Annotated in this window: 15 protein-coding genes; 7 read left to right on the forward strand and 8 right to left on the reverse strand. The window is 70.2% G+C overall.

Annotation, left to right across the window (positions count from 1 at the left end):
* A partial coding sequence (locus ON38_RS13655) for a phosphotransferase (RefSeq protein WP_039825158.1) occupies window positions 1-934 on the reverse strand: 934 nt, incomplete at its 3' end.
* Between the two features lie 69 nt (window positions 935-1,003).
* On the opposite strand from ON38_RS13655, the gene ON38_RS13660 reads away from it, so the two are divergent.
* The gene (locus ON38_RS13660) at window positions 1,004-1,909 is read left to right on the forward strand and encodes an ADP-ribosylglycohydrolase family protein (RefSeq protein ID WP_039825159.1); all 906 of its coding nucleotides are present in this window, start codon (window positions 1,004-1,006) and stop codon (window positions 1,907-1,909) included.
* Window positions 1,910-2,111: 202 nt separating this feature from the next.
* Window positions 2,112-2,513, forward strand: a complete 402-nt coding sequence (locus tag ON38_RS13665; RefSeq protein ID WP_039825160.1) for a PPOX class F420-dependent oxidoreductase — start codon at window positions 2,112-2,114, stop codon at window positions 2,511-2,513.
* Window positions 2,514-2,537: 24 nt separating this feature from the next.
* On the opposite strand, the gene ON38_RS13670 is transcribed toward ON38_RS13665, so the two are convergent.
* A complete protein-coding gene (locus tag ON38_RS13670; protein WP_039825161.1) occupies window positions 2,538-3,257 on the reverse strand; it encodes a DUF8817 family protein in 720 nt (239 codons plus the stop codon).
* A 104-nt stretch (window positions 3,258-3,361) separates the two neighbouring features.
* Between ON38_RS13670 and ON38_RS13675 the strand changes: the two genes are divergently transcribed.
* Complete coding sequence (locus ON38_RS13675) at window positions 3,362-3,916, forward strand: PadR family transcriptional regulator (protein WP_039825162.1); 555 nt, start codon at window positions 3,362-3,364, stop codon at window positions 3,914-3,916.
* A 25-nt stretch (window positions 3,917-3,941) separates the two neighbouring features.
* On the opposite strand, the gene ON38_RS13680 is transcribed toward ON38_RS13675, so the two are convergent.
* The 3 genes from ON38_RS13680 to ON38_RS13690 all read right to left on the reverse strand — a co-directional run bounded on the left by ON38_RS13680 (window position 3,942) and on the right by ON38_RS13690 (window position 6,446).
* Window positions 3,942-4,460, reverse strand: a complete 519-nt coding sequence (locus tag ON38_RS13680; protein WP_051164711.1) for an FxsA family protein — start codon at window positions 4,458-4,460, stop codon at window positions 3,942-3,944.
* Window positions 4,461-4,589: 129 nt separating this feature from the next.
* Window positions 4,590-5,249: a response regulator gene (locus ON38_RS13685; RefSeq protein ID WP_039825170.1), complete on the reverse strand. Its 660-nt coding sequence runs from the start codon at window positions 5,247-5,249 to the stop codon at window positions 4,590-4,592.
* Between the two features lie 27 nt (window positions 5,250-5,276).
* Window positions 5,277-6,446: a sensor histidine kinase gene (locus ON38_RS13690; protein ID WP_039825163.1), complete on the reverse strand. Its 1,170-nt coding sequence runs from the start codon at window positions 6,444-6,446 to the stop codon at window positions 5,277-5,279.
* 80 nt (window positions 6,447-6,526) lie between these two features.
* Here ON38_RS13690 and ON38_RS13695 point away from each other — a divergent pair, with 80 nt between their 5' ends.
* The 3 genes from ON38_RS13695 to ON38_RS13705 all read left to right on the forward strand — a co-directional run bounded on the left by ON38_RS13695 (window position 6,527) and on the right by ON38_RS13705 (window position 10,294).
* Window positions 6,527-7,294, forward strand: coding sequence for a TSUP family transporter (locus tag ON38_RS13695; protein ID WP_039825164.1), 768 nt, complete (start codon window positions 6,527-6,529; stop codon window positions 7,292-7,294).
* A gap of 94 nt (window positions 7,295-7,388) precedes the next feature.
* Window positions 7,389-8,894: a TldD/PmbA family protein gene (locus ON38_RS13700; RefSeq protein ID WP_039825171.1), complete on the forward strand. Its 1,506-nt coding sequence runs from the start codon at window positions 7,389-7,391 to the stop codon at window positions 8,892-8,894.
* Complete coding sequence (locus ON38_RS13705) at window positions 8,891-10,294, forward strand: metallopeptidase TldD-related protein (RefSeq protein WP_039825165.1); 1,404 nt, start codon at window positions 8,891-8,893, stop codon at window positions 10,292-10,294. The genes ON38_RS13700 and ON38_RS13705 overlap by 4 nt, the downstream gene beginning before the upstream one ends.
* A 324-nt stretch (window positions 10,295-10,618) precedes the next feature.
* Here ON38_RS13705 and map read toward each other — a convergent pair whose 3' ends face one another.
* The gene (gene map / locus ON38_RS13710; RefSeq protein ID WP_039825166.1) at window positions 10,619-11,386 is read right to left on the reverse strand and encodes a type I methionyl aminopeptidase; all 768 of its coding nucleotides are present in this window, start codon (window positions 11,384-11,386) and stop codon (window positions 10,619-10,621) included.
* A 73-nt stretch (window positions 11,387-11,459) separates the two neighbouring features.
* On the opposite strand from map, the gene ON38_RS13715 reads away from it, so the two are divergent.
* Window positions 11,460-11,723, forward strand: coding sequence for a helix-turn-helix transcriptional regulator (locus tag ON38_RS13715; RefSeq protein ID WP_039825167.1), 264 nt, complete (start codon window positions 11,460-11,462; stop codon window positions 11,721-11,723).
* Window positions 11,724-12,024: 301 nt separating this feature from the next.
* On the opposite strand, the gene ON38_RS13720 is transcribed toward ON38_RS13715, so the two are convergent.
* Both ON38_RS13720 and ON38_RS34155 read right to left on the reverse strand, forming a co-directional pair.
* Window positions 12,025-12,393, reverse strand: coding sequence for an Imm8 family immunity protein (locus tag ON38_RS13720; protein WP_039825168.1), 369 nt, complete (start codon window positions 12,391-12,393; stop codon window positions 12,025-12,027).
* Window positions 12,390-12,744, reverse strand: a 355-nt coding sequence (locus tag ON38_RS34155; protein WP_218000778.1) for a hypothetical protein, incomplete at its 5' end; no start/stop codon positions are given. The genes ON38_RS34155 and ON38_RS13720, both read right to left, overlap by 4 nt.

A 12,744-nucleotide genomic window follows, 5' to 3' on the forward strand; every position in this document is an offset into this window, starting at 1 on the left:
CCGCGAAGGGCATCCGCCGCCACTGGTCGACAGCCGGCTCGAGGTACTCCATCAGCTCGGGCAACTGCGGTACGAGCGTGAGGGTGGCGACGACGCGCAGCATGCCCACGGCGTCGACGAAGCCGAGAACCTTCTCGTCGAGTTGCCTCATGCCGTTACGCCGCGCGCCCCGGTTGTAGGCGGACTCGTGCTCGGGTCCGAGGGCGGCGAGGTCCCATTCGACGGGACCCAGCGTGACCAGTTCGAAGTCGGCGTAGAGGTCCCCATCCGCTCCGGAGAAGATGTTGGCGGGCGGGGAGTCGCCGTGGATCGGCTGGAGGTCGATACCCGGGAACCGATCCTGGAAGGCCGTGCGTGAGCGCACGAAGGGTTCCAGGATCTGCCATTCGCGGCGGGCTCGGTCCAGTTCGGCCGCGCCGATCAGGGCGGGGTGCCGGTCGAGCCGGGCAAGGCTTTCGGCGATGAACTGTGGTTCGGCCGCGGACAGAAACCCCAGGCTTCCCGGATAGGGACGCATCGCCGCGTGCAGGTCGGCGACGCTCTCGGCATTCGCCACATAGTCCGGTTCCCTGTCCCGGTCGTGCGGGACGAACGACCACAGCGTCATCGAGAAACCGTCGCGCTGCACGGGCTCGTGCGGCACGAGGGGGCTGGGCGCGACCACGGGTACGCCCCGGTCGGCGAGCCAACGTGTTACCTGCAGCTCGTTCCGCTGGCGGCGTGCGAGGGCGGTGAGATCCTCCGGGCGCGGCAGGACGGTCGGAATCCGGGCAACGACGGGCGCGGGCGCCAGGTGGACGACGACAGAGAAGACATCGTGCAGAACCATGGGTTCGGTGACGGTGAGGCCGAGCTCGCGCCCCGCCGCGACGGCCGCGTCGACGGCGGCGGAGGTGCGACCGGCGCGCTGTTGCGGTGTCAGGAAGGTGGTCATGGCTTTTATCGTTTCAGCGGAGCATCCGGAGTTGCGGTAAGGGCCTCTCACCGGCATGCTCGTACGAGCATGCCGAACACCGATGCCGCCTGGGACAGCCTCACGGGTCTATCCGTTGGTGATGCGTTGGGTGCACAGTTCTTCGTTCCCGGTCGCTCCGTACCCGATCTTCGTGCCGGGCGACCGCCGGCGCCCCCGTGGCAATGGACCGACGACACCGAGATGGCCTGTTCGGTGTATGCGGAAGTCCGCGACCGCGGCCATATCGACCGGGATGCGCTCGCGGCTGTGTTCGCTGATCGATGTGAACCCTATCGCGGCTACGGTGCGGGCACAGTCGTCGTGCTGCACGAGATTCGCGACGGACGCCCGTGGGCCGACGCGGCGGGTGCTGTTTTCGGCGGCCGTGGATCATGGGGAAACGGTGCTGCGATGCGGGTCGCCCCGCTCGGGGCGTATTTCGCCGGAGACCTGGATCGAGCAGCGGCGCAGGCCGCGCTTTCCGCCGAGGTCACCCACCGGCATCCGGAAGCGATCGTCGGTGCCATGGTGGTTGCCGTCGCCGCCGGTTACGCCGCGGCAGCACGGGGCAGGGAATGCGCACCCGGGGAATTACTGGATGCGCTCGAGCCGTATCTGGTCGATGGCCGGACCACGGATGGTGTCCGTCGCGCGCGGAAGCTGATCGGGCGATCCGTGGCCGAAGCGGCCTACGAACTCGGCAACGGCGCCCAGGTCAGCGCGCAGGATACGGTGCCGTTCACGCTGTGGGCGGCGGCGAGTTTCCTCGGTGACTATCCGGCGGCCGTGACCGCGTGTGTCGAAGCAGGTGGGGATGCGGACACCACGGCCGCGATCGCCGGTGGGATCGTGGCAGCGCATACGGGGGTCGGCCACCACGGGTCGATACGCGGCATACCGGAGGGGTGGCGGGCGGCGCGCGAGTCCCTGCCCGCCTGGCTCGGTCCACGCTGACGGTCGCCGAACCCGCGCACGAACGAGTTCGCCGCCCGGTGCGGGCGGTTGCGCAAACCGAGCCGGAGTCGCGCAGTTCGTACCACCATGCGGCCCGTTCGAACACCCCGGACCACCGACACCTCTCCCGAGCGATCCCGAGCGGCCGGTGGGCGCGAGCGACGGGCCGCCACCGTACCCCCCGGCGAATTACGCTGACGTCATGACCACAACGCTCGGTGCGGTCGGTACCGCCGACTACGTTCTGCTCACCACCTTCCGCAAGGACGGCACCCCGGTGCCCACTCCCCTGTGGGCGGCGGCCGAGGACGACAAGCTCTACGTCTGGACTGTCACCGACAGCTGGAAGGTGAAGAGGTTGCGACGCAACCCGGAGGTGACGCTCCAGCCGTGTGACTACAAGGGCACCCCACGCGGTGAGGTCGTCCACGGCACCGGCCGCGTTCTCGATGCCGACGGCAGCGCGCGGGTCCGTCGACTCATCCGCCGCAAGTACCGGCTCGCCGGGCCCCTGGTGGTGTTCGGCAGCATCCTGCGCCGCGGGAAGTCGGGCACGGTCGGCATCGAACTCGCCCCGCGCGCCGAACCGGCCACCCCGGACTGACAGCGGCCGAGCCTGCCGGGCCGGTCAATCGGCTTGTGGCCGCAGCCATTCTTCGAGATCGGCGGCCGCGCCGAGTTCGGCGGCGAGTTCCCGCCGTTCGGCCTCGGTCAGTCCGAGCGCCGCCAGGTCGGCCCGGCGCTCGGCCGCCTTGTCCGGATTTCCGCGGGCGACCGCCAGTTCGGCCAGCGCTGCCAGGGCACGCGCCCGGTCCAGCACATGGGCCGTCGCGCCGTGGCGGCGCAGCCCCGACTCGAGCGCTCGTTCGGCGGCCTTGTCGTCGTTCTTGGAATCGCGCAGGATCCGGGCATTGTCCAGCACTCTGGCCAGACCGGTCAGTTTCGCCGAGCCGCCGTACTCGACTTCCCGCGGCTCCGTCCGCGCGATATAGATCACCCAGTTGCTGTCCGGGTCGATGAGGCTGAATCTGGTCTGGCCGGCCCGGAATCGAGTGATACGCCCGGGCCCCTGGGTGGGGATCCGCCCGTACCGTTCCCGTAGCGCCGTGCTGAAGCTCCGATGCCGGTCCGCGACGTCGTCGACCATCACCAGACATCCCGCCTGCTCCGTGGCCGCGTGTCCCGCGGGTGCGGCGGTGAAGTGGAGCTCGCAGTCGTATGCCGAGATCGCGCCGTATATATAGGGCCGCGTCTGCTCGTGCGTGACCGTGTACCCGAGCGCCCGGTAGAAGTCGAGCGTGCGGGCCAGATCGCGGGTGGGCAGCACCGGTACCGCGGTATCTCCCATGAGAACCCTCTCAATAGTCAATTTTGACTACCCGAGGGTAGGGGGCACGGCAATCGGAAGTCAAATTTGAGTACCGTACTGTTCCGGTGACGGAAGGAGCGGCGATGGCGGCGGTACGGTTGCTGGTTCTCGGGGTGGCACGGCGGCGGCAGCCGACCCACGGGTATGCGGTGCGCCGCGAACTGCTGTCCTGGCGCGCGGATACCTGGACCAATGTGCAGCCCGGATCCATCTATCACGCCGTCAAGCAGCTCACCCAGGAAGGAAAGCTGCGCACCCTGGGCACCGAGGACGGCGGCAGGGGGCCGGGCCGGACTCTCTTCGAACTCACCGCCGCCGGCGAGGCGGAGTTCCTGCAGCGTATGGACGCGGCGCTGACCAGCGTGGACATGGAGGAACTCGGTGCCGGAATCGCGTTCATGGACGCCCTGCCGCGCGCCCATGTGATCGCGAAGCTACGCGAACAGCGCGAAGGCAGCCGCGCGATCCGCGACGACCTGCTGGCCATGGTCGGCGACTATCCGGGCCGCTACGAGCCCCCGCACGCCACCGATCTGCTCGAACTGTGGAGCGGGGTCTTCGACAATCTCACCGGCTGGACCGCCGGTGTACTGGACCGGCTGGAACGGGGCGAGTACCGCATGGCCGACGATTCGTAACCATCGGCATCCGGCCCCGGGCGCGCTATACCGGCGGACTGTCGGAACGCCGGTCCGCCACCGGCAATCGCTTCTGCAGCATGGTGGCGGTACCGGGCCGCTCGTCGGTGTACCACTCGCTCACCACCACACCGTCCACCACATCGGCATCGATCACCGTGGGCCGGTACGGCGCGGCCGCGGCGATCTTCGCGACCCGGCGCACGGCCAGGGCCGCCAGCACCGGCCGGAACAGCGCGCGGGTCGGCGGGATGAGCATCAGTAGCCCCACCACCGAGGTGACCAGGCCGGGCACGAACATCAGCAGGCTGCCTGCACCCACCAGCGCGCCGTCGGCGACCGCGGCACCCGGGGTGATCTCACCGCGCGAGGCGCGGCGGAACTGCTCCCCCACCCGGCGCCACTGCGAACCGAGCAGCAACATACCCGCGGCGGAGCTGGCGATGAGCAACAGGATGGCGGGAACAGCGCCGAGCCAGGTGACGGCGGCGGCGAAAACGGCGATCTCGACGACGAGATAGACGAGGAAACCGAGGACGGGCATGGGCGAACCTTTCGGTCGGACTGCCTGTACAACGAACGAGATGTCCGATTTGCTCCCGGACCCACCCGCACCAACCACCGGGCGGCCGGTTTTGCGCCCGGCCCGGAGGCGGCCGCGGACTGCGGATCATCAACCGCCCGGGCGCACCAACCCGGTTTCGTAGGCCAGCACCACCGCCTGCACGCGGTCACGCAAGCCCAGCTTGGTCAGCACCCGGCCGACGTGAGTTTTCACAGTCGCTTCGGACAGGAACAGCTGACCGGCGATCTCGGCATTGGATCGCCCGGCGGCGATCTGTTCGAGCACTTCACGTTCGCGAGCGGTCAGCACCTCGAGGATCTCGGGGTCGCGCGAGGGGGTGGGTTCTTCGGCGATCAGCCGATCGAGGAGTCGTTTGGTGACCTTCGGCGACACCACCGCGTCCCCGGCCGCGACACTGCGGATGGCCGAGATCAGATCCTCGGGCGGGGTGTCCTTGAGCAGGAAACCGCTGGCACCGGCGCGCAGCGCGCCCAGGGCGTGTTCGTCGAGGTCGAAGGTCGTCATCACCAGGACCCGGCTGCCGTGGTCGGCTTCGAGGATGCGCCCGGTGGCGGTGACCCCGTCCACGACCGGCATCCGCACATCCATGAGCACCACATCGGGGATCAATTCGGCGGCCCGGGCGACAGCGGCGGCCCCGTTGTCGGCTTCGCCGACCACCTCGATATCGGGTTGTGCGCCGAGCACCATTTTCAGTCCTACGCGCATGAGTTCCTGGTCGTCCACGATGAGCACGGTGATCGGCACGAACTCCAATGTAGTGGCGGCTGCGGCCTATTCCCGATCCGGTGCCGACAGCGGAATCCGCGCGTATACCCGCCAGGCGCCGTCGGCCCGGCGGCCCGCCTCGAGGCTGCCGCCGAGTACCGCCATCCGTTCGCGCATACCGGCCAGGCCCAGGCCGCTGCCCTCGATCCGGTCCTCGGGTCGCACCGGGACCCCGCCGGAGTCGACGACCTCCACCTCGATGTGATCGGCATGCCGCCGCACCCGCACCCACGCCTTCGGGTGGGCGCCGGCGTGACGGAGGGTGTTGGTCAGGGCTTCCTGGACGATGCGGTGCGTCCCCAGACTGATCTCGGGGGCCACACCGTCCAGTTCACCGGCCAGTTCCAGTTCGACCGCCAGGCCGGCGTCCCGCATCAGCTGGACCACGGCCGCCAGCCCCGCCGTCCCGTGCTGGGGCACTCCGTCGGGGGCGTGTTCGGTGCGCAGCAGCGCGACGGTGCGGCGGAGCTCGCGCAGTGCCTCGCGCCCCGTCCCGGCAATGGTGACCAGCGCCTGCTCGGTGGTGTCGGGGTCGGTGCGCAGGGCGAAGCGGGCGCCGTCGGCCTGCACGATCATCACGCTCACCGCGTGCGCGACCACATCGTGCAGCTCCCGGGCGATTCGGGTGCGTTCGGCCGAGACCGCGTCGTGCGCACGGCGTTCCCGGTCGGAGTCGGCGACGGCCAGCCGGGCCGCCACTTCCGCGTCGTAGGCGCGGCGGGCGGCGGTGAACTCGCCGAGCGCCCAGCACAGGGCGAAGAACACCGAGACGAAGGCCAGATCTCCGGCGCGGAACCCGGTCAGCAGCGCCATTCCGTAGGCGGTATCGGCCACCAGCGCCAGCACGTACCAGAGTCCGGCGCGCCGGCCGACATAGGCCACCAGCGTGTACAGCATGACCCCGTGGCCGATCAGCGCGGCGTGCCCGGTGGGGTCGCCGACGAGGTACCCGATGGTGGTGGCGCAGATCGACAGCGCCATGAAGGTCGCCGCCATGGCCCGCGGATAGATCCGGCGCAGCACGATCGGCAGCGGGATGAGCACCGAGAACACCACGAAGGCGACGAGGTGGGTGCTGTCGCGGGCCATGGCGAGGTCGAAAACCAGCAGGGTCGCCGCGAGCGCGGAGTCCGCGACGATCGGGTTGTCTCGAAGCCACAGAATGAACCGGCGCACCCGCCCAGCCTAGGAGGACGGCCCCGGCGGGATACGTGAGCGGGTGATCTCGCCTGCGGACCGTCTGGTTTGCTGAGCGCGTGGATGTGATCGACTGGCTGATGTTGTTGTCGGCCGCGGGCGCCGCCGGCTGGGTGGACGCCGTGGTGGGTGGTGGCGGACTGATCGTGCTCCCGACCCTGCTGCTGGTGGCGCCCGGCCTCGCCCCGCAGACAGCGCTGGGCACCAACAAGCTGGCGGCGGTCGCGGGCACGGCCACGGCGACGGCGACCTTCGCCCGGAAGGTCCCGCTCCAGTGGCGGCTGCTGATACCCGCCGCCGTGCTGGCGGCGATCACCGCGGCGGCGGGCGCGGCGGCGGTGGCGCTCATCGACCGGGACCTGTTCATTCCCCTCGTGCTGGTGGTGCTGATCGGGGTGGCGATCTTCGTCACGGCCCGGCCCTCCATCGGGATCACCCTGGCCACCCATCCCCCGTCACGGCGCAAGGTCGTGCTGGTGGTGGCGCTGGCGGCGGGCCTGATCGGCGCCTACGACGGGCTGCTCGGCCCCGGTACCGGAACATTCCTGATCATCACGTTCGCCACTGCGCTCGGCACCGAGTTCGTGCGCGCGGCGGCAATGGCGAAGGTGATCAACTGCGGCTCGAACATCGGCGCGCTGATCTACTTCGGCGCCACCGGGCATGTGCTGTGGGCGCTGGGCGCGGCGATGGCGATGGCCAATATCGTGGGCGCGGTACTGGGGTCGCGGATGGCGCTGGACCGCGGCGCGGAGTTCGTGCGCGCGGTGCTGCTGGTCGTGGTGGTGGCAATGGTGATCCGGCTGGGCTGGCAGCAGTTCGGTTGAGCGCACCACCCGGGATCGGCCGCGGCGGACTAAGTTGTGCAGGGTGACAGCGACAACCTCCACCGAATCGGGTGGCCTATCACCCGGGCACGATATCGATCCGGAGTTCGCGGACCTGCCGCTGACGGCGCTGGCGGAGGCGGCGCTGGCCACGGCCCGCGCGGCCGGAGCCGAGCACGCCGACCTGCGGGTGCACCGATTGTGTACGCAGACACTGCGGTTACGCGACGGCCGGGTGGAGGCATTGACCGATAGCGTCGAACTCGGGTTCGCCGTCCGCGTCATCGTCGACGGCACCTGGGGCTTCGCTTCGCACGCGGCACTGACCCCGCAGACCGCGGCCGAAGTCGCGCGGTCCGCGGTGGCCGTGGCGACCACCCTGCGGGCGCTGAACCGGGAACGTGTCGAACTCGCCGGCGAACCCCGCTACGAGAACGCCCGCTGGGTCTCCGACTATCGGGTCGACCCGTTCACCATTCCTTCGGCCGACAAAGTAGCCCTGCTCCAGGATTATTCGGGCCGGCTGAGCGCCACCGACGGCGTCGACCATGTCACCGCGTCACTTCTGCAGGTCAAGGAACAGACCTACTACGCGGACACCGCCGGTTCCTCGATCACCCAGCAGCGGGTGCGGCTGCACCCGGAACTGGAGGCGATCACCGTCGACACCGCCGCGGGCTCGTTCGAGACCATGCGCACTCTGGCCCCACCGGTCGGCCGCGGCTGGGAGTACGTCACCGGCGCCGACGGAATCTGGGATTGGGACACCGAACTGGCCAGGATCCCGGAATGGCTGGCCGAGAAGGTGAAGGCGCCGACCGTCACCGCGGGCCCGACCGATCTGGTGATCGACCCCACCAATCTGTGGCTCACCATCCACGAATCCATCGGCCACGCCACCGAGTACGACCGCGCGATCGGCTACGAATCGGCCTACGCCGGGACCTCGTTCGCGACCCCGGATCTGCTGGGCACGCTGCGCTACGGCACCCCGGTCATGCATGTCACCGCCGACCGGGTCCAGCCGCACGGCCTGGCCACCGTCGGCTACGACGACGACGGAGTGGCCGGTCAGCGCTGGGATCTGGTGCGCGACGGGGTGCTGGTCGGCTACCAGCTCGACCGGGTGTTCGCGCCGCGGCTCGGCCTGGACCGCTCCAACGGCTGCTCCTACGCCGACTCCCCGCATCATGTACCGATCCAGCGGATGGCCAATGTGTCGCTGCAACCGGACCCCGAGACCGATACCAGTACCGCGGAGCTGATCTCGCGGGTGGCGGACGGGATCTACATCGTGGGTGACAAGAGCTGGTCGATCGATATGCAGCGCTACAACTTCCAGTTCACCGGGCAGCGGTTCTTCCGCATCCGCAACGGTGAACTGGCCGGCCAGTTGCGCGATGTCGCCTATCAGGCGACCACCACGGACTTCTGGGGGTCGATGGAGGCGGTCGGCGGGCCGTCGACCTGGCAGCTGGGCGGCGCGTTCAACTGCGGGAAGGCCCAGCCCGGCCAGGTCGCGGCGGTCAGTCACGGATGCCCGTCGGTGCTGGTGCGCGGGGTGAACGTCCTCAACACCCGGACGGAGGCGGGACGATGACGGTGATCGGTGCGGGTGTACTGCCCGCGGGTGCGGTGGTCGAGCGGGCCCTCGGCGCGTCCCGGGCCGACGAGGCGATCGTGATCGTGAGCGACGAGTACGAGGCCTCGCTGCGCTGGGCCGGCAATTCCATGACCACCAACGGCGCCTCCGTCTCGCGGCGCTGGTCGGTGATCTCGGTGTTCCGGGACGGGCCGCGCTCGGCGCGGGTCGGCAGTGTGGCCTCGACCAGCGTCGACCCCGCCGATATCGAAGCCGTGGTACGGGCCGCCGAGGAAGCCGCCCGATCCGCCGAACCGGCCCGCGACGCCATGCCGCTGCTGGACGCGGACGCCGTTCCGCCCGCATCGGATTGGGAACAGGCTCCGGCCGTCACCGGGATCGATGTGTTCACCGGGCTCGCCGCCGATCTGGCCACCGGGTTCGACGGCGGCGACCGGCTCTACGGTTTCGCGCACCATCAGGTGCAGACCACCTGGCTCGGCACCTCGACCGGAGTCCGGCGCCGCTACACCCAGCCGACCGGTTCGATCGAGATCAACGGTAAGCGCGGCGACGGGGAGGAGCCGGCCAGCGCCTGGGTGGGCGCAGGCACCGCGGATTTCACCGATGTGGACACTCCCGCGCTGCTGGCGGAACTGTCCCGGCGGCTGGACTGGTCGGCGCGGCGGGTGGAGTTGCCGGCCGGACGGTACGAAACCCTGCTACCGCCCTCGGCGGTCGCGGATCTGCTGATCTACATGTACTGGTCGATGGAGGGCCGGGGCGCCCAGGAGGGGCACACCGCGTTCGCCGCCGCGGGTGGCACCCGGGTCGGTGAGAAGCTCACCGATATCCCACTGACGCTCTCCTCCGATCCCGCGGCGCCCGGATTGCAGTGCCTGCCGTTCGTGGCGACCTCGGCCTCGTCGGAGACGGTATCGGTTTTCGACAACGGGCTGTCCGCGCCGCGGGTGGATTGGTTGCGCGACGGCGCGATCGCCGATCTGGTGTATCCGCGGGCCACCGCCGCCGACTACGACGCCACGCCCACCGTTCCGGTCCAGAACCTGTTGCTCACCGGCGGTTCCGCCGCGACGCTGGACGAGATGATCGCGCGCACCGAGCGCGGACTGCTGCTCACCACCCTCTGGTACATCCGCGAGGTCGACCCGGCCACGCTGCTGCTCACCGGCCTCACCCGCGACGGTGTGTACCTGGTGGAGGACGGGGAGGTCACCGCGGCGGTGAACAATTTCCGGTTCAACGAGAGCCCGCTGGACCTGCTGCGCCGGGTCACCGAAGCCGGGGCCACCGAGCTCACGCTGCCCCGGGAATGGAAGGACTGGTTCACCCGTACGGCCATGCCGCCGCTGCGGATTCCGGACTTCCACATGTCGTCGGTGAGCCGGGCGACCTGAGCCCTGGCACGGGTCGTCCTTCAGTTCGTCCTCCACCGGTACCGGCCCGCGCGCCGGCCGGTACCGGAAGGGCAGGAAACGTACACGCTCAGGTAAGCGGTCGACGGCTGTACTCCATCCAGGAGCACCGGCCGGTGGTGACGGTCGGCGCCGGATGCGATGACCTCTCGGCGGCAGAGCGGACGGTGCGCTCGCGAATGCCATCGTGGCGAGCGATCCCGAGGGTGCGCCCTCGGCCAGTGCAGGTCAGCCGTCCCGGGTCAGAATTCGGATGAGCGGGTAACGGCGGACCGGGCGATGAACCGCGGCCCGGCGCCCGCCCGGTCACCCCACCGCGGTCAGCACCCGGGGTCCGTCGGCGGTGATCGCGACGGTGTGCTCGGAATGGGCGGTGCGGGAGCCGTCGGCCGAGCGGATGGTCCAGCCGTCGGGATCGGTGACGATCCGGTCGGTGGTCGCGGCGAACCAGGGTTCCAGGGCCAGGGTGAGGCCGGGCCGCAGCCGGAAGCCGCGGCCCCCGCGGCCGGCGTTGGAGACGTGCGGGTCCTCATGCATGGTCCGCCCGAGCCCGTGACCGCCGAACTCGGTGTTGACCGGGTAGCCGTACGCACCGGCGACCGCGGAGATGGCCGCGGAGATATCGCCGATCCGGTTTCCCGGCTGCGCGGCCTCGATGGCCGCGGCAAGCGCTTCCTCGGTGGCCCGCACCAGGCGCAGGTCGGCGGCGGCAGGTGTGCCGACGATGACGGTGGTGGCGGCGTCGGCGACCCAGCCGTCCAGGCTCAGCGCCAGGTCCATGGTCAGCACGTCGCCGTCGCGCAGCGCGTAGTCGAAGGGCAGACCGTGCAGGACGGCGTCGTTGACCGACAGGCAGACCGTATTACGGAACGGGCCGCGCCCGAACGAGGGCGCGTAGTCCCAGTAACACGACACCGCGCCCCGCTGCCGGATCCGTTCGCGCACGATCATCTCCAGGTCGAGCAGGTTCACCCCCACCGCCGCGACCGTCCGCAGTTCCGCCAGGATCTCGGCCACCAACGCCCCCGCGACGCGCATCCGCTCGATCTCGTCGGGCGATTTCAATTCCACCATCACAACCTCCACAGCCATCGGTATTTCTATACCATCCTTGCGGTACATTAATACCACTCTTTAGAGTGGAGAGATGGTCCGCCTGCCCCTCACCGCCTCCCAGATCGACGCCGGCCGCCGCCTCGGAGTCCGGTTGCGTACCGCCCGCGACGGGCGCGACCTCGCCGAGGTCGCCCGCGCGGCCGGTATCTCCCCGGAGACCCTGCGCAAGATCGAAACCGGGCGCCTCCCCTCCCCGGGTTTCGGCACGGTCGTCTCGCTGAGCCGCGTACTCGAACTCCCTCTCGAGGAGCTGGCCCAGATCTGGACCGCGGACAATTTCGCCGAATCCGCCTGAGTCCCCCGGCCGCTGCGTCGCGCGGCGACACCGGCGGAAGCGACCCCCGACACCCGCGTCGTGCCGACCTGCGCCCACTACCAGGGGATGCGGGTCCGTCGTGCGGTCACCACGGTCCGGGTCACCGGGCGCCGGGTGACCCGCCCCGGCGCGGGCCGTCACGGGATCCACTCCGAGACCACCGTTCGACTCCCTTCCGGCACAGTCCGCGCGCAGCAGCGGGCCCCGCCGGGGGCCCCGGCACCGTACGCCCGACCCGGGGAACACACCGGTGTCACCCAGGGGGCGAATCCACCGCGACCTACGCGTCGGCGTCGAGAGCAGGCCGGTAGCCCGCGAACTCCCAGCGCGCGATCCGGCCGATCGCCCCGGCCAGCGCATCCCAGGTGGGACGGTCGAGATCATGGAGGAAGCCCTCGACGCGGCGGCGGATCTCCGCCGGATCGATACGGTCGAGCACCAATGCGTGGTCGGCCGGCCGGAAGCCGCGTGCGTCCATGTCCGTGGCGCTGCCGGCCGAAGTGCGGACGACGAGGTCGAACGACTCCTCTCCCGCCGCGCCCGCCGGCCCGATCATCAACTGGACCAGCACCGCGTCGGCCGCGGCCGTCGCCTCCAGGTCCGCGAGATCGATATCCGGGCTGTGCATCCCCTTCAGTTCCGCTCTCATGACCGCTCCCCGATCTCCAGATGCGCGTTGCTCTCCCAGTGCCGGCCGGTCTCCGACCGCGCCTCGTAATTGGCCTCGACACCCCGTCCGGACGGTTTCTGCTGCGGCGGGCGGTACTGCCGCAACCCGTCTTCGCTGATCCAGCGATGGGTGCCGCCGTAGGGCAATCGCCTGGCCCCGGTCCCGACCCAGGCCAGTCCGGCGGCATCCGCCTCGGCCCGCCCGGCCTGGCCGATGCCGAAATTGCCGACTCTCGCACCCGCGCTGTGCACGATCTGAACCACTCGCCGACGATCCGGCCGCGCCGGTGTCGCCCTCGCCGCGCTCGCCGGCGGCTCCGCGGCACCGGAT

The organism is Nocardia testacea NBRC 100365 (genome assembly GCF_000308775.1).
GTDB classification, from domain to species: domain Bacteria; phylum Actinomycetota; class Actinomycetes; order Mycobacteriales; family Mycobacteriaceae; genus Nocardia; species Nocardia testacea.